At 50.4% G+C, this 17,233-nt stretch carries 17 protein-coding genes; all 17 read right to left on the bottom strand.

Annotated features, from left to right (window positions below):
• Positions 1–259: 259 nt before the first annotated feature.
• The 17 genes from RBT11_06505 to RBT11_06425 all read right to left on the bottom strand — a co-directional run bounded on the left by RBT11_06505 (position 260) and on the right by RBT11_06425 (position 17,158).
• Entirely contained in the window at positions 260–916 is a 657-nt protein-coding gene (locus RBT11_06505; GenBank protein MDX9786405.1) for a hypothetical protein, read from the bottom strand.
• The gene (gene fliJ, locus RBT11_06500) at positions 913–1,362 is read right to left on the bottom strand and encodes a flagellar export protein FliJ (GenBank protein MDX9786404.1); all 450 of its coding nucleotides are present in this window, start codon (positions 1,360–1,362) and stop codon (positions 913–915) included. The genes RBT11_06505 and fliJ overlap by 4 nt, the downstream gene beginning before the upstream one ends.
• A 16-nt stretch (positions 1,363–1,378) precedes the next feature.
• Positions 1,379–2,728, bottom strand: coding sequence for a FliI/YscN family ATPase (locus RBT11_06495; GenBank protein MDX9786403.1), 1,350 nt, complete (start codon positions 2,726–2,728; stop codon positions 1,379–1,381).
• Positions 2,729–2,773: 45 nt separating this feature from the next.
• Positions 2,774–3,535 (bottom strand): FliH/SctL family protein, encoded by a 762-nt coding sequence (locus RBT11_06490; GenBank protein ID MDX9786402.1) that lies wholly within the window; start codon positions 3,533–3,535, stop codon positions 2,774–2,776.
• On the bottom strand, positions 3,528–4,547 hold the full coding sequence (gene fliG / locus RBT11_06485) for a flagellar motor switch protein FliG (protein MDX9786401.1): 1,020 nt from the start codon (positions 4,545–4,547) through the stop codon (positions 3,528–3,530). The genes RBT11_06490 and fliG overlap by 8 nt, the downstream gene beginning before the upstream one ends.
• Positions 4,547–6,130: a flagellar basal-body MS-ring/collar protein FliF gene (gene fliF, locus RBT11_06480; protein ID MDX9786400.1), complete on the bottom strand. Its 1,584-nt coding sequence runs from the start codon at positions 6,128–6,130 to the stop codon at positions 4,547–4,549. Before fliF ends, fliG begins: the two co-directional genes overlap by 1 nt.
• Before the next feature lie 38 nt (positions 6,131–6,168).
• On the bottom strand, positions 6,169–6,456 hold the full coding sequence (gene fliE, locus RBT11_06475) for a flagellar hook-basal body complex protein FliE (protein MDX9786399.1): 288 nt from the start codon (positions 6,454–6,456) through the stop codon (positions 6,169–6,171).
• Between the two features lie 58 nt (positions 6,457–6,514).
• Positions 6,515–6,955 carry a flagellar basal body rod protein FlgC gene (gene flgC / locus RBT11_06470; GenBank protein ID MDX9786398.1) on the bottom strand — a complete coding sequence of 147 codons (441 nt, stop codon included), beginning with the start codon at positions 6,953–6,955 and terminating at the stop codon, positions 6,515–6,517.
• Positions 6,952–7,347, bottom strand: a complete 396-nt coding sequence (gene flgB / locus RBT11_06465) for a flagellar basal body rod protein FlgB (protein MDX9786397.1) — start codon at positions 7,345–7,347, stop codon at positions 6,952–6,954. The genes flgC and flgB overlap by 4 nt, the downstream gene beginning before the upstream one ends.
• A 78-nt stretch (positions 7,348–7,425) precedes the next feature.
• Positions 7,426–8,793 carry a sigma-54 dependent transcriptional regulator gene (locus RBT11_06460; protein ID MDX9786396.1) on the bottom strand — a complete coding sequence of 456 codons (1,368 nt, stop codon included), beginning with the start codon at positions 8,791–8,793 and terminating at the stop codon, positions 7,426–7,428.
• 49 nt (positions 8,794–8,842) lie between these two features.
• Positions 8,843–11,488 (bottom strand): tetratricopeptide repeat protein, encoded by a 2,646-nt coding sequence (locus RBT11_06455; GenBank protein MDX9786395.1) that lies wholly within the window; start codon positions 11,486–11,488, stop codon positions 8,843–8,845.
• Positions 11,489–11,758: 270 nt separating this feature from the next.
• Positions 11,759–13,168: a sigma-54 dependent transcriptional regulator gene (locus RBT11_06450; GenBank protein ID MDX9786394.1), complete on the bottom strand. Its 1,410-nt coding sequence runs from the start codon at positions 13,166–13,168 to the stop codon at positions 11,759–11,761.
• 82 nt (positions 13,169–13,250) lie between these two features.
• Complete coding sequence (locus RBT11_06445) at positions 13,251–13,625, bottom strand: chemotaxis response regulator CheY (GenBank protein ID MDX9786393.1); 375 nt, start codon at positions 13,623–13,625, stop codon at positions 13,251–13,253.
• 99 nt (positions 13,626–13,724) lie between these two features.
• Positions 13,725–14,189 (bottom strand): chemotaxis protein CheX, encoded by a 465-nt coding sequence (locus RBT11_06440; protein MDX9786392.1) that lies wholly within the window; start codon positions 14,187–14,189, stop codon positions 13,725–13,727.
• Between the two features lie 110 nt (positions 14,190–14,299).
• On the bottom strand, positions 14,300–14,653 hold the full coding sequence (locus tag RBT11_06435) for a PilZ domain-containing protein (GenBank protein ID MDX9786391.1): 354 nt from the start codon (positions 14,651–14,653) through the stop codon (positions 14,300–14,302).
• Between the two features lie 64 nt (positions 14,654–14,717).
• Complete coding sequence (locus RBT11_06430) at positions 14,718–15,299, bottom strand: PilZ domain-containing protein (GenBank protein ID MDX9786390.1); 582 nt, start codon at positions 15,297–15,299, stop codon at positions 14,718–14,720.
• A 230-nt stretch (positions 15,300–15,529) separates the two neighbouring features.
• Positions 15,530–17,158: a response regulator gene (locus RBT11_06425; protein ID MDX9786389.1), complete on the bottom strand. Its 1,629-nt coding sequence runs from the start codon at positions 17,156–17,158 to the stop codon at positions 15,530–15,532.
• Between the last annotated feature and the right edge of the window lie 75 nt (positions 17,159–17,233).

Below are 17,233 nucleotides of genomic sequence, written 5' to 3'. Positions count from 1 at the left end.
CTCTGTTCATGTGTATAGCAAGGCTCGTGCCAAACAATTCTATATTTATTTATAATTGTATTAACAGGAAGTTGCAAATCTTCAAGGCCTCTTGAATTTATTAAAACAGGTTACGCAAAGCAGTTTTTTCCTTCTCCCGATTCATGAATCGGGAAAATATTGCCGAACCCGGCAAGGCCGATCGAACCCAATAAAAAAACCCTCGAATTTCTTCGAAGGTTTTTTCTGCTGATCAAAAACCGCCATTCGGCGGAGAGGATCAATCTATAGACCGGCTTGCCAACTGTTCGCTGATCTTGGCCGCGCGATCCTTATTAACATAGGTCAGAATTTCTCCCACCTGCTCGCCTTTCATATGGCTGAACACCTGAAGAACAACGGTTAAGTCCATCTTGTCCACGATTTCGGCAGCGCTTTTCGGTTTCATGCTGCTGTACACCTTCACCAATTGTTTTATTTTTTTATCCTCTTCCATCGCCTTCTTCTGTTCCGCCTGTGATGCCAGGGCCGCTTTCTGATTCAGATCTTCTTCTATCTTTTTCTGAATGCCCGAAAGTTCATCAATTTTCTCCTGAATATCCCGTTTTAGAAGATCCAGTTGAGCCCGTTCTTTTTTGATCCGGGTTTCTTCTTCCTGAAGTGCGATTCTCTTTTTTTCAAGCGTATTCATCACTGCCCGCATATCTTCAGGCAGAAGCACGGGCGGCTCCGCTGCGGGCGCGGCATTCACTGTACTTTCGGTGGCCGCGATTTCCTCGGGGCCCGATTGCGCCTGCGCGACAGAGATAAGCGGCGCCACTCGGGCAATCGGTTTCAACTGAAACCCACCAGCCAAGTAAAAACCCGCAATCATCATTTTCGCCAGTACAAACCCGAAAATCAGCGTTTTTATTCTGTATTTGGGAACAAGTCTCATCCGTTGGCACCCCGTGAACTTCTGAGAATCACCAGATCATCCAGCATCTGCTGTTCCGTCCGGTATGCCTGGTGATAATACGCTTCTTTTTTTCGTTCTTTAAGGTTTTCAACCACTTTTTTAAGCACCGTTTTTTCGCTCAGTTTCTGTTGCTGGTGAATCAATTCAGTTACCAATGTCTCCCGCCGCGCCTCCTCGGAGACGCGTTGAGCGGCAAGGGCGTTCAGATAATGGTCGAACCATCGAATCTGTTCGGCATTCATTCCCGTGGTCAAGCGCACATCAAATGTTATTTTGGTCTTACGCATCTCCTGAATCATCGATCGAATCCGCGTTTCACAGTCGACCACGGCGGCATGCGCTGCCGCCACCGCCATTTTTTGCTGACGCTCCTGAAATGCACGATACCGCAACAAGGGATCGAGTTTGAACTTAAACTTTTTCATTTGCTTCCGCCCGGTTCTACTTTTCAGCAAATATCGCTTTTAATTTATTCAGTCCCAACGGGTAGGGTGATTTTTCACCTACCGATTGTCTTAAAAAATTAACGATTTTCGGCATCATCCTCTTGGCATAGTCGATGCGCGGATCAGACCCGTCCACATAAGCACCGATGGAAATCATATCTTCCGCATCCCCGTAAACCGCCAGAATATCAACGGCTTTATCCCGTAAGGCCAAATGCTCCGCGCTGGATACATCCCGAACAACCCGGCTGACACTCTGAAGCACATCAATGGCGGGGTAATGTCCCCGATTGGCCAGTTTCCGTGACAGGACGATGTGCCCGTCCACAATGGATCTCACCGTATCGCCCACCGGATCATTCATATCATCCCCTTCGACGAGCACCGTGTAAATACCGGTGATGCTTCCTTTGCCTTGCACACTGCCGGCTCTTTCGAGCAGAACCGGTATCTGCGCAAAAAACGACGGGGTGTACCCGCGGCTGGTCGGCGGCTCGCCGGCCGCCAGCCCCACATCCCTGCTGCTCATGGCAAACCGGGTAATGGAGTCCATGATCAAAAGAACATTTTTCTCCTGATCCCGGAAGTATTCCGCAAGGGTTGTCGCCAGATAGGCGCCGCGCATTCTCACCAGGGGCGGCGCGTCCGAAGTGGCCGCCACCAGGACTGCTTTTTTCATTCCCTCCACGCCGAGATTTCCTTCTACAAAGTCTTTTACTTCCCGGCCCCGCTCACCGATCAACCCGATTACGGTCACATCCGCCGCGGTGTGGCGGGTCATCATTCCCATCAGAACACTTTTACCCACGCCGGAACCAGCCATAATGGCGACTCGCTGTCCCTGACCCAGCGGAATCATGGTGTTAACGGCGGCGACACCCACATCCATCAGCTGTCTAATGGATCGACGGTCCAACGGATTGATAGGGTTGCCGTAAAGCGGGTACTGCGCGGTTCCCCGAATCGGCCCCTTTCCGTCCAACGGTTCCCCCATGCCATCCACCACCCGACCTAAAAATGCATCGCCCACATCGGTATGCGGCGTTTCGTCCATAAGAGAAACACGGCTGCCCGGCCGAATCCCCCGCGTATCGCCGTAAGGCATGAGCAGCACCCGATCATCCTTAAATCCCACAACCTCGGCCATAATACTTCGCCCATGATCATTTTCAATGTTGCACCGGCTGCCGATACTCGCCCCCACGCCTTCGGCCTCGGCAATCAGTCCGATGACCTTAACGATACGGCCTTGAAGCCGCAACCGTGGTCCGGTTTCCACCGCTTTGAGATAGGAATCCCAGTGGATGTTCAAATCAGAAGTCGCTATGGGGTTTTTTGAGTTCATAGGGTTTGGTCGTCTTTGGGTTGGTCGGTCATTGACCGGGGATGCTCAGTCCATATTTTTGGATCCATTTGCCTCGATAAAACACTTTCGAACCGATTCCAGCCGGGATTGTATGGTGGCATCCACCTCGCCCGAGGTGGTTCGAATTTTGCAGCCACCGCGCGCCACCGACGGATCACTCAACACGGCAACATCCTTCAAGGAAGCAATGCAATCAAAAAAATCTTCCTTGATTGTTTCTATATATTCATAATCTTTTGGATTGACCTCAATGGTTGCGTTAATTGGCTCAGGAACAACGGAAAATGCATCAAGAATAGCGCGTTTAACCGTTTCAGGTTCGATTTCAACATGACCGAGCACGATTTTCTCGGCTACCCGGCAAACCAGATCCATCAACTGGCGCTCGTAGCGGGTAACCATTAGCTGCCACAACCCATTCACATCGGATAGAACCCGCTGCAACTGATCGAGAATCGGTTTGGTCTGTTGTTTGCCGGCATTGAATCCGTCCGCCTCTCCCTTTGCAAATCCTTCCGCATAGGCCAAGCGCTTGACTTCTTCCGCATCGGGCTCCGCCGGGCGTTTTTGGCGTCGATCCGCCTCAAGAATCTCTCTGAGCTTGTGTTCACTGATATAAGGGGATTCAAAAGACGATGCCTCAGCCGCTTTTTTGACAACAGGCGCCATATGGGCAAATTGAGCACCGGCAGCGCCTGCGCCCGCCGATTGGTTCGGCGTCTTTGCCGAAACGGCGGCTGCCCAATGAACCCTTTGAAAAGTGGCGTCCTTTGGTTGATCAGACAAGGACATCCTCCTTTCCCTTGCCGCCAAGCGTGATGGTACCATCGGCCTCCAGTTCCTTGGCTGCACGAATGATGGCTTGTTGCGCTTCTTCCACCTCCGTTAAGCGCACCGGTCCCATGACTTCAAGGTCCTCCATCAGCATTTCGGCCGCGCGCGTCGAGAGATTGCCGACAATCTTCTGCTTCATCTCCTCGCTGGCGGTCTTCATGGCCAACACCAACTGCTGGTTTTCCACCTTCTTCAAGATCTCGCGCATACCCCGGTCATCTACCTTGATCAGATCTTCAAACACAAACATCATACCCCTGATTTCCACGACCATCTCAGCATGCTCTTCTTCAATGGTCTCCAGGATAATATCTTCGCTGGCCCTATCGAGATTATTCAATATATCCACCAATGCCTGAATACCGCCGACTTTTTCCCCACTGGTGCCGACTTTCTTCAGTTCATTTCGCAATGTTTCATCCACTTGACGAACAATTTCCTTGGGAACCTGACCCAACCGGGCGATTCGAATGGCAATATCCCCCTTTTTATCATCGGGTAGTCCGAATAAAATTTCAGCCGAAACGTTCGGGGGCAAATAGGCCAGGATCATGGCGATGGTCTGAGGATGCTCCCCCATCAGGTGATCTCGAAAAACCGATGGGTCCACTTCACTGCTCCATTCAAAGGGCGTTTCCTTCCTTTCTTCTTCCAATTCCTGAAGAAGCTTTTCTGCTTTGCCTTTTTCGAGGGAGCTTCCCACAAGCGCTTTAAAAAACGCTTCGCCCTTAACAGACCCTCTTGAGCCACCTTCAAGCCTACCAACGAATTCTTCCGAAACGGCATCCAACACCTCCGGCGCCACCTTATCAAGATCCGCCATGATGCCGGCGACTTTCTTGATCTCCTCATCGTTCATTTTCTTAAACACCTTGGAAGCTTCCACCTCTCCGATGGCCAGAAGAAACACCGCCGCTTTTTCAGGCCCACTCATATTTTTTAAATCGATTTTTTTCTCGCCCATCACGACGCCTCACTCAACCAGCTGCGCACATGCTCCACCGCCATATCCGGGTCTTGCTTTGTCAGATGAACGGCCCTTTCCCGGGGACTAATCGCCTTGGGCTCCGGCAACGCCTGGCGGCCATCCGGACTCGGCAGGGCTTGCTGCTGCGCACCGGCGCCATACCGGAGCGTCTGTTGCTCAACCGCCACCGAAACATCGCTAACCACCCGCGTCATCGGCCGTACGATGAAGACAAAAGAAATCAGCAGCAACACCGCATATCCAGCCAAATGCCCGAAGCGCTTAATCATGGCCAGCCAGTCCACGCCGGGGTTCATCTCCAGGCTCATCTCTTCCATGAACGCAAAGGGAAGAGATTCTACCGTCACCTGATCTTCCCGGTCCGCGCTGTAGCCCATGGCCTGTTTGACAATGTTGGCGAATTGATCGAGCTCGGCTTGGGTCCGGGCCACATAGGTCTTTGTCTGATTGCCGTCTTTATCGGTGCCCGGCGTGTATTTTCCGTCCAACACGGCCGCCACTGACAACCGTTTGACTTCGGCAAGCGGCTTTACGATGCGCTTTACCGTTCGGTTGATTTCATAATTAATGGTTTGATTCTGGCGTTGGCTCTTTTCGGCGCTTTGGCTTGCCAAAGACCCTCCGGCCGCGGGGTTGACACTGGAAACACCGTTGGCGGCACCTTTGCTGCCCTCTTGTGCTTCCGTACTGTTTTGCTGGCTTCTGATTACCTGCACATCGGGGTCATAGCGTTCTTCATTAATATCCACCCGGCTAAAATCCATATCCGCACTGACGCGCACAATGGCTTTTCCGGGTCCAACGATCTGCTCCAGCATGGACTGAATTCTTCGAACCAAATTTCCCTCGTAGCCGGTTTTATATTCCAGCTGAGAATCCGCAAGCTCTCCGACCTTATCTTCTTCAAGTGTCTTTTTGGACAACACCCTTCCGTCGGTATCCACAACGGTCACCAGGTCCGGGGTAAGTCCCTCCACGGCGCTGGCCACCAGGTGGACAACGGCAGCCACCTTCGATTTGGATAACGCGTTGCGAAGTTTCAACAAAACGGAAGCCGACGGCGGCTTTTTTTCATCGATAAAAACCGAATCCTTCGGCATAACAATCATCACCCGGGCATCGGCCACTTCCGAAAACTCTTTGATGGTTCGAGCCAGTTCCCCTTGCAGCGCCCGCTGGTAATTGAGCTTTTGAACAAATTCAGTCGTACCGAAGTCCGTTTCATCAAAAATCTCAAAGCCCACGCCGCCGCCCTTGGGTATTCCCAAACCGGCCAAGGACAATCGGACATCATAGACCATGTCCGCCGGCACAAGGATCATACTGCCACCGCCTTCAATCCGGAAAGGCACGCGCTGTTCCCTGAGCTTATCCACTATCCCGGCCGCATCCTCGGGGGTCAGTTTTCCAAACAGGGGCTGGTACTCGGTTTTGCTTCCCACCATAAACATGACGCAAAATCCACCGATTACCAGTAACAGCACCAACCCCATCGCCAACTTTCGCTGAAGCGGAATTTTACTGAAAATATTCCCGATCTGTTCCGTTGCTGCACCCATAATATTTTCCTGCTACCTGTGTTTTTTCCTACGTGTTATCATGACATGCGGCTGATTTCCCGGTACGCATCCATCACCTTATTTCGTACCTGAATCAGCAACCGAAGGGACAGATCCGCCTCCGCAAGGGCCATCATTCCCTCATGAATACCGAGATTGCCTTTTGCAACATCCGTAACGGCGTTATCCGCCAGGTGCTGCAGATGATTTACTTCTCCCACTGCACTCTTAAGTGCATCGGCAAATCCTCCGGCTTCGGGCTTGGCCTTCGGGGCGATCTCAACCGGTTGCAAGGGGGCGATCCCTTCAATGCTCGGTCCGTTCATTTTTTTTCTCCTTTACGCGCCGATTCGAAGACAAAAAACGTTTTCGAAAGGGCTCTCATTATTTGCCGATCTCAAGGGCTTTCAGTATCATACTTTTGGTATTGCTCATGGCCGTCACATTCGCATCATAGGCGCGCCTGGCCACCATCATATCGGCCAGTTCGGTCATGGTATCAACATTCGGCATGGCCACATACCCGGTCAAAGGATCCGCATCCGGATGAGTCGGGTTATGCACCAACCTGTAATCCTCTTGTGATCTGACGGTCTCGGACACAACCACCCCATTGGCCTGTTTTTCCTCATCGGCCAGGGTCGCCTTGAAATCCTTTGAGACCGGAGCTTCTTCAAATACCACCATTTTTCTTCGATAAGGCCCGCCTTCGGCAGACCGTGTCGTTTCCGCGTTGGCCAGGTTATCGGTGACAACATTGATCTTGGCGCGTTGGGCAGCCAACCCCGTACCGCTGATTCGCATGATTTGAATCAAGTCCATCATCGGCCTCCTTCAGTAACGGCGGTTCTCATCAGATTCATTTTTCTCAGCAGCATCTCCAGGTTGGTTCGATAATTAATATTGTTTTCCGCAAGCCGGGTCATCTCCTGGTCGATATCGACCGTTTCCCCAGTGGTTATAACTTCGCCTTCACCGGAAAGGGTCAGGGGTGTACCCCGAGGAAAGTGCCGGGGTTGCGTCTGCTCGAGTACGCCGGGCGTTTCGCCTTCCAACACTTCGGTCAGCATTTTTTTAAAATCGATATCCTTGGCCTTATATCCGATGGTATCGATGTTGGCGACATTGGCGCTGATCAGGCCATGGCGTTTGGTGCCGGCGGATAAGGCCTTACCTAAAAAATTAATGGTATTGTCGGTTACAAGCGAGTTTGCCATGTGTCTTTCTCCGTTCATGGGTCTTTAAGCTGAACATGGTGGGCCGTCTGATAAAAAAGAAAGCAAATAGCGTGCCGGTCATTCGGCCTCAAAACCATCCTTGTATTCATTGAGCTTGTTTCGCAACGTTCGAACACTGATTCCCAACAATTTTGCGGCGTGCGTCCGGTTCCCGCTCGTTTCATCAAGCGCCTGGAATATCATCTTTTTTTCAACTTCCCGCAAGGGAAGCGGAGCTTGCGCGCGTTCAACATCATGTATCGCAGCCAATACCGGCCCATTGCCGGCCTCAAACTGCTCAATAAAAAGGTCTTTTTCCTGAATACAATGCCCATCGGAAAGAAGCACGGCCCGTTCGATCATATTTTCAAGCTCCCGGACATTTCCATTAAACGGGAGTGTTGCCAGTTTTTCAACGGCATTCATCGCCAAACTTTTGACGTTTCGCCTGTCAATCGCGTTGTATTTCTCCATAAAATGATGCGCCAGCAACGGAATATCAGCGCAGCGCTCCCGCAACGGGGGGATTCGGAGGGGAATAACACTGAGCCGGTAATAAAGGTCTTCGCGGAATTGTTTTTCCTCAATAGCGGTTTTTATGTCCCGATTGGTCGTCGCCACCACGCGAATGTCCACGGAAACCGGCATGCGTCCACCCAATCGGTCCACCTCCCGTTCCTGCAGAACCCGCAGCAGCTTGGCCTGAAGCGAGGCCTGCATCTCCGTGACCTCATCCAGCAAAATGGTGCCGCCGTCGGCCAATTCAAATTTCCCGGGTTTTCTGGAAATCGCGCCGGTGAAAGCCCCCTTTTCATGGCCGAACAGCTCGCTTTCAAGAAGGGTTTCCGGTAAGGCGCCACAGTTTACGGCAATAAAGGGGCCGCCTCGCCGACTGCTGTGTTCATGAATGTAACGGGCAAAAAGCTCTTTCCCCGTTCCGCTCTCTCCCTGAATCAACACCGAAGCCCGGCTGTCTGCGACCTGGCGGGCCAAGGCCAGAAGCTTCTTCATGCCGGGATCCTGAGTGACAATATCGCGACCCCGGTTTTGATGCCCGCGCCCGCTCTCTGCGTCCAATGACCGGCAAAACCATCGCTGCACCAAATGATAAAGTTGCTCTTCGCTAATCGGTTTCATGACAAAGTCAAAGGCGCCCGCTTTCATCACATTGACGGCTTCCGCAATGGGCGCTTCATTGGATAAAAACAGCACACCGGTCTCGGTCTGGCCTGAAGCAGCCAAATGACACAAATCAATACCGTTTACCCCCGGGGTTTCAAAGCCGACTATCACCATGTCAATTGCACTGTCCTGAAGTTTTTTGCGGGCTTCCGCGCCGGCAATGACGGAAAAAACGGCATACCCCCACCCTTCCAACGCCCGATGTAATTCCCGGCGCACCATTGGATCACTTTCAACGATGAGTATGTTTCGGTTTTTAACCATTTCAACAAACCCGCTTCGGATTCCCCAGAAGAAAAAGGTCAACGCACGCCTAAAAGCCGATTCTATTTTCGATCGCCAGGCGTTGAAGCCGCTCTTTTGCCTGATATTTCCAAAAATCGTCCTCCAGTGTTAGCACCTGATCAAACATTTGCTTGGCGTTATTCGTGTCGCCCGCTTTTTGATACGCTTCGCCGAGTTGAACCAAAATTCTAGAAGAGGGGGCTTTCCCCCCATACTTGAGGGCCGAGGTAAAGGCATCAATCGCCTTCAGATAGGATTTGATCTGCAGATAGTCCTCGCCGAGCTGCTGGAATATATCGGCCAGCGCATCGGAATCTTTATTCGGGGCGGCTGTAAGCAAATCGGTTGCGGCAACCAACTTATCTGCTGCCTGTTCGTATTGCCCCTGCAAACGATGCGTTTCAGAAAGCAAGCGCAGAAGCCGAATCTTTTCCGATGCCGGCAGGTTTTGCCGATAAAACGCATTCAATGCCAAAAACGCATTTTCCGGCTCACCCCGGTCAATCAGTATTCGCCCCATACGGCAAAAGGCATCGGCCACATGGTCTCCTTCAGGAGCATTTTGGGCATATCTATTCAGCTCGGTTAGCGCCAGGTCCGTTTCATTGGCCGCTTGCAGGGCCACTGCCAATTCATAGCTGAGTTCGGCTGGCGCGTCTTCGCCGTACAATTTCGCCGCCTTCTTGAGAAGTGTTGCCGCCTCCGTGTGAAGATGTCCATTTAAATACGCCTCTCCAAGCATTTTAAAGATATTCGGATTGTTAAACCGTCGAAAAAAAGCCCCATCTTTTTGGTGCAACACCACTATTTCAGGATAAGCGTCTGACTTGAGCATTTCCGACAGCAGCCCCTCAAAGGCGGCCTGCATGATAAAAACGGCCTCTTCAATCAACGCGTTGGGCCGAGCGATCACCAACGGCCGAATGGTTTCTATGCTGTTTCGATATTCGCCAGCGTTTTGGTACAAATCCGCCAGCTTCACCACGGCCAGGTCCGCCATGGGATGCGCCGAATACCCTTCAATAATCATTCTGAAAATGCTTTGCTTTTCAGAGCGATCCGATAGCAGTTCGGCTTTGCGAATAGCGCCGATAATAAACCCGTCCGTTTTTGGATAGGTATCCATCGCAAGTTGGTAAATTTTGCTCGCCTTTTCCGGCTGCCCGGTATCCCGATAAGTGTCTCCGATTCGAGTGAGGCTGGTCGAATTGGATTCGGCGGCGGGAAAAAGATTGACCGCCTTGGTGAGAGCGTTTCTAGCATCCTCGAATTTACCCAATTGATAGTAACAGTTTCCGATCAGCCACAATAATTTTTCATTTTCAAACGCTTTTCGGACGTCTTTCGCCAACACTGCGTTCAGCATTTCCAACGCATCGGAATAGCGATTTAAATCATAAAGGGCTGTCCCGAGTTCGAGCGTAACATCAAGGGCTAACGGATTTTCAGCATACTCAGCTAAAAATTCCTTAAAAATCGAAATGCTCAATTCCGGCTTGTTACCAGCATAATAAATTCGGCCCAACTCATATAACACTTCCGGTTTCCCCGAATACTCTTTGTGGGTATCAAGGATAATCTTGAAATACCCTTTGGCCTCCTCAAAATTTTTTAATGCCTTGTAGGTTTTTCCCATGCCTGTCAGGGCGAAAGGCGCATAAACAGAGGAAGGATAATAACTGAGAGACTCCTGAAAAAGATTGAGCACTTCAGGATATAATCCCTCATTCACGCCCAGATTCATTAAATAAAAAGCATAAGCCCTAAGAAAGTATGCCCGCTCAAGGCAGGCGTCTTCTTTAATGGCGAAAATCCCCTCGTTTAAAAGATCAAACGCCTGCCGCCAATCCTTTTGCTTGCACATTCGTAACGCCCCTTGAATGTCCAGCTTTCCCCCGCAGGGTGAATCCGTCATCATCAAAAGCAAATCGTCCATATCGCCCTTCATGACATCTATATCGGACGCCGGTTCTTTGGCCAGGATTTGCGCGACGGGCACATTCAGTTCGAATCTCCGGTCGACCGCCGTCGCGGGCGCGACTTCGGCATCCGCGGTGGATGTTGCGTTAACTTCCGAGACGCTTGAAGGATCGATTGCCCCGGTTTCTTGGCCCGCTCCAAGGAGATCGCTCACCGGCACGACCCATTCCTTTTTTTTATTCTTTAAATTTTCGGGCTTCTTAAAAGCCTTTTTTCTTACCTTATCCGGCAGTCGCATTTCGCCCCCTGCAAAAATAAACCGCGCTATCATGGTATTGGCATTGTTGTCCCACGACGCCTGAATCTCGCGCATTTCACGAGTGGTAACAACAACAAGCGCCACAACATCATTGGGCAAACGATCGATTTTCACCGGCTTATGCAGTGCCCCGTTTTCCCCAACCTCTTGAACCTTTTTCGAAAGTTGCACGTTTTTAAATGCAATTAAGGCTTCCTTCGAATCCACCAACACCGCCCGAAATGGCGCCGGCCTATCCAGCACCACTTTTATTCCGGCAGAATTAGGCATTATGCTGATCTGCGAGATGGTCGGCATGGTCACAGTCGCCCGGCCCGTTCCGGCAAACAGGCAGAAAAACGCCAATGCCAACGCGAACAATCCACTTCGCATACAAGCGTTGAATTGCAATTTGCCGCAAGGGGTTGATTGATCCACTTTGGTGAAATAAGTCATTTAAGTCATGCCAGAGACCATGATGGTTGATATGCATGGAGCCAATATGCAAACTGCAGGTATGCAAACTGCAGGCCAAAACGTTAAAGCCCAATAAATACCGGGAACCGAAAGTTTTCATCCGGCTCACTTAAGGTTTAACTTATTAAATTCATAGCTTTTAAAAAAGCTGTCGCATAACGGGGAAAGAAGCAGGCGCAGATGGTTCGCTGATATAACGCCCCATTCCGACGCATATCGTCAAACAATTGACAATGAGTGGATGCTACTTTACCACTGAGGGAATTGGCTGATATCGGGCGGTTCGATCTTCATCTTTTTAATCTTTTCAACCAAGGTGGTGCGATTGATTTTCAGCAGCTCTGCAGCCTTGGCCTTCACCCAATGGGTGTGGTTTAATGCTTGAAGGATGAGCCCTCGCTGATATTCATCAACGGCCTCATTAAACCCCAACCCGCTTTCCAGCGTGGAAGTCAGCGAGGGGAACAGGCAAGTCTGAGCCCCCCGAATACTTTCCGGCAGATCGGAAAACTCGACCATATCGCCTTCAACCAGCACGGAAAGTCGCTCCATGAGGTTTTCCAATTCTCGGACATTTCCCGGCCAGTCATATTTCATCATGGCCTCGAGGACTTGTTCTGAAAACTGTTTCACCCGTTTCTTATCATATCGACGCCGTCCCCCGAGCCGAGCGAGAAAAAAATTGATCAAAAGGGGAATGTCACTCTTTCTGCTGCGAAGCGGCGGCACCTTTATCGGAATGACATTGAGGCGATAGTAAAGATCTTCCCTGAATTTCTTTTCATCAATGGAACTGAGCAGATCCTTGTTCGTGGCCGCCAAAACGCGAATATTCACCTGTATGGTTTTGGTACTGCCGACCCGCTCAAAGGTCTGTTCCTGCAACACCCGCAGCAACTTCACCTGTAAATCCGGGCTCATATCCCCGATTTCATCAAGGAATATAGTGCCGCCATTGGCCAGTTCAAACCGTCCGATACGAATTCGGTGCGCACCGGTAAAGGAGCCCTTTTCATGACCGAATAATTCGCTCTCCAGCAACTCGCCCGGAATCGCCCCGCAATTGATGACAATCAGCGGCTTGTGTTGCCGATGGCTATTGTAGTGAATGGCCCGGGCAATCAATTCCTTACCGGTGCCGCTTTCTCCGGTGATCAGAACGGTACTTTCGGATTTTGCCACTTTATCAATGGTCTTAAATACCTTTTGCATCTCCGGGCTCTCACCGACCAATTCACCGAACCGATAGCCGGGTGTTTGATCTTCCTTTCGACGCCGCAACCCCGCGACGCCGCTGCGAGAAGTCGCCTTATCAACAACCGACCGAATCGCCTCCCGGGGGTCTAGCGTAGTAAGATAATCAAAAGCACCCCGTTTTATTGCTTCCACGGAATGCCTGACAGAAACGTCTTTTGCATAAACAATACAAGGAATGTCAGGATGATTCGAAACCAAATCATCCAACAAGGAAGGGCCGAACGATCCAGCGCCGGAAAAATCTAAACAATCCGTTATAACCACATCGAACGCATCATCATCCAGCAAGCCGATGGCACGGTCTTTTTCCCGAATGCCCACCACATGATGAGATTCTTCGCTGAAGACCCCTTTTATAAGCGCAACCGTATCGGCATCCGCAACGACAAGAATATTAGGCATGTCTTCCTTCGGGTATCTGCAGATAAAAAGGTAGCACGGAACAACGGAAAGGTGCAGCCGGTATTCCGTTCAAGAAATCGGTTTACCCAAAAATTTTCTTTAATTTTTCAGAGATAGCCTCTGCTGTAAAGGGTTTGACCACATAATTGGAAACTCCGGCCTGTACGGCATCAATTACATTTTGTTTTTGCGCTTCGGCCGTCACCATTAGAAAAGGAAGGTCTTTTAGTCCATCCATGCTTCGAACCGTTTTGAGCAATTCAAGACCGGTCATCTTCGGCATGTTCCAGTCTGAAATAATCAGATCCACGGAGGTTTTCTTAAGCTCCTCTATCGCCGACGTGCCGTCATCCGCCTCGATGATGTTCGTAAAACCAATCTGTTTCAATATGTTCTTCATAATTCGACGCATTGTTGCAAAATCGTCCACAATAAGAACTTTCATGGACAAATCCATAGATGGGTCCTCCCCTTCACTGTTGGAGCCACAGCTCCGAATCTTATTTCTATCCTATCAACATGCACCGGCAATAACCCGACCGGGAGGCACGGTGTATTATGCGACATCCAGACAAATTTCGATGGTAAAAGACCCACCCTCAACCTTAAAAGGAATCGCGATTTTGGGCCCTTGTGTAATATGAACAATCCGATGGCCCTTCCCGGTAACCACGGAAGGAATGGCGGCATCAAACATTCGCCCCTTTTCTTCCAACTCTCTTCTGGCCTGGCCGGATATCATATTCGTCAACTCGCCGACCGCATCAGCCACCTCAGCGTTTAGCTCCGTCATTTCTTCTCCAAACATGTTGGAGACAACCTTCAGGATTCCGCCTTCATCAAATGTTACCGCCATGGTTCCATGCGCCTCACCCGTAATACCGATAATACCGCTGACATCCCCTCTGGCGATATCATCTTTTTTCAAGAAAGGCTTTCCGGCCTGTGCTTTAATAAAAGCCATGGTCTCAAGAACGTTCAACGTGGCGTTAATAAACGGATTGATCAGACCAGCATCCATTGGACATTCTCCTTTATATCCGCATCAAACTCGACTCGATCCGCAGCGGATTCCTCGCGGGCCGGTGGCACGCTGAAATACCGTTCAACGGTTTGGAAACGCAGGCCGTTTCAAACCACTTCATCGGGATTTTCTGTATTATAACGAACAATATGTTTCAACTCTATATAACTATCTAATTCAATTGAATTAAAAAGGATAGCGACCCCTTCGGACTCTTTACGAACGACAGTACCTGCCATGGTGAGCGAATGGGGCGCGATGGTTCCCGTCAGAAACACCTGAACACGGCACGTTGCATTTAACGGCACATTCTCCGTCGTCGAAATGTAAATCCCCTTCGTGCTGAGGTTTCTGGAGTCTCCTGTCAGCTGAATTCCGGAGTGATCAAAGTCTATTAGGATTCGCGTCGCAAAATCGACCCTGACTCTCCTTCGCTTGTTCATTTCCGCCACGGGTATCATTTCCGACTCCTCTCTCGAATTCCAGTCATGTTAAGCAAAAAAAGGCTTGTGGCGTTAATTCACGTCAGTCGAGGTCGCAAACTTGTCGAATGGCTTTCCGTTGCGCCGCAAATGAGCAGGCGATAAGTTGTTCGCGATCTGTCTCGCCAATATAAAGAAACTTGAGGGCCACGTCAAACAATCCTTTATCCTTACCCTTTCTATCTTCAACCCGAACCACCTCACCATAGGCTTCAAAAACGCCCAACGGAAAGCCTGGCAAATTCATCGAAATTTCCAGTATCTGGCCGATCTCAACCGCCTCGGAAAGAACAAGAACGATTCCGGAGCCGCTGATATTGACGGTATCGACAATGGCCGGGCCCAACGCTTCCGGCGCTTGACACCCCAGTTTTTCAATAATCCGATCGAGCTTCTCATCAATTCTGAGAAGATATCGGGCGATTTGAGTCGCCCAGGCAGGTGGTGAGGCAGCCGATGAATCCTCGCCCTTTTTCCCGGGGCGCACCACGCTTTCATCGGGCAGAACCGCGGCAAGCCCCGGTACAGCACCCACCCGGGACGGGTCAACGCGCGTGATTCTCGCTTTGGTGGAAATCATTGCCCGGACGTATTCTCTTCGCTCACGTCTAACGGTATCCGCCATATCCATCCCCGGCAATTGCCTTCTCGCCCATGGCACAGTGTGCGATGGCGAGCAGCCGCTATCAATTCAGTTCACAAGAAAAATAACAAACAAGATGCGCTCAAGCGCTGTTCGCGTCTATATCATTCAGCGTTTGTTCTGTAAATCCTTAAGAATGTTTTCATTTAATCAATAGGAGGGCAACCTGTCGTGAAAGACCGGTAACGGCATGTCCCAACATACAGCCGGCGTTATAAATCCGATTCACCGGTGATATCCTCCAATTTCCCATGATGATGAAGCAACAAAAAAGTCGAAACTACCTTCGGGTCAAATTGAGTGCCGGCACCGCTTTCAATAATCCGCAAAATTTGCTCGGGATCCATTTTTTGGCGGTAAGCGCGGTCCGATGCCATGGCATCATACGCATCTGCAACAGAAAGAATTCGGGAAAGCAGCGGAATCGTATCACCGCGAAGCCCCTCCGGATATCCGGTACCGTCATAGCGTTCGTGATGGTATCGAATAATCTGCTGTTCCCGACCCCACATACCCAATCTACCGACGATATCCGCGCCGAGCAAAGGATGCTCCTTGATCTTCTGATACTCATCGCGCGTTAACCGGCCCGGCTTCAGCAGAATGGCATCCCGAATGCCGATTTTTCCGATATCATGCAGCGGACAAGCAAATTTCAGAATGTCCAGCTCCTCGGGGCTGCATTCCATGGCTTTTCCCAGACGAAGGGAAATCTCCGTCACCCGTGTAGAGTGCTGCTTGGTGTATGGATCGCGAACCTCAATGGCCTTTACAAAGGCGTACAGCGTGGCAAATAAATTGCTATAAATATTCTCATACAGCGCTATATTTTCGATACTGTGAGCCGCATTCTGCGTCAAAAAAGAAAGGTAATAGAGTTCCTTCTCGGTGAACCGGCGCGCCCTGTGGGTGATGGCGGCAGTCAGAACACCAAATATTTTTTCTCGGATCTTAAGCGGCACGATCATAAAGGAGCGGATGTCGGCGGGCAACCCGCGCGCGCCCGTATTCTCAGAGATCAGAAGGGGAATCTCATCTGCGGCAATCTCCACGATTAGTTGAGAGAGTTCGTTTTTTTCGTCAGTCCCCGGAGACAAATTCAACTCATTACCGGGGAACTCGCTTAAACCCACGCCGCCATCTTTGCGCCTGCGAGGCGAAAAAGCGGCCGCCACCTCAACCGGGGTATTTAAAGCCCAATTGATTACGTAGAACCGGGCTTCATCCGCGCGTGTAATTTCCAATGTCATATCGACAACCCGGCTGAACACCTCCTGGTTGGAACCCACAACAGCAAGATCACTGAGTATCTTATTCAAAATGTTGAGTCCCTCAACTTTATAGAGCAACTCCTGATTCAGCTTTTCGAGCCGTTCTTTTCCTTCCACCTCTTTTTTCAGGATTAGGTTTTCCACGAACAACCGGCGCTCCCTGAGCACCCGTCGCAGACAGAGCTCCATTTGATTCAGACTGACCGGCTTAACCAGGAAATCAACCACGCCGTTTCTAAGTGTTCGAATGGTGTTGTCCAGCGAGGGATAACCCGTCATGACAACAACCGGAATGGTGTTATCCACAGCCCGAATACGTTCGGCCAGTTCCAGTCCGTCCATCTCGGGCATATTGATATCCGTAAAACAGCAGGCGATTTTTTCATGATCAAGGATGTTTACCGCCTCAAAGCCGTTGCCGGCGGTTATGACGGGGTACCCTTTCTGTTCAAAATACTCCCTGGCGATTTCAAGAATACTCTCTTCATCATCCACAAAAAGGATTTTGCCCTGATCTCCATTGATCAATTGTCCCGTCCTCTTTCTGCGACGTCCGGCTTCCGGGGACATTTACACCTCATATATCTTATCACATTAAAAACATCTGAAATTATGGCATCAAAGCCTATGAGGGAATCTCCATCA

The sequence above is a fragment of the Desulfobacterales bacterium genome (assembly GCA_034003325.1).
Taxonomy (GTDB): Bacteria; Desulfobacterota; Desulfobacteria; order Desulfobacterales; family JAFDDL01; genus JAVEYW01.
The sequence above is the reverse complement of the archived record's forward strand: the minus strand, read 5'-3'. Positions and strand labels throughout refer to the sequence as shown.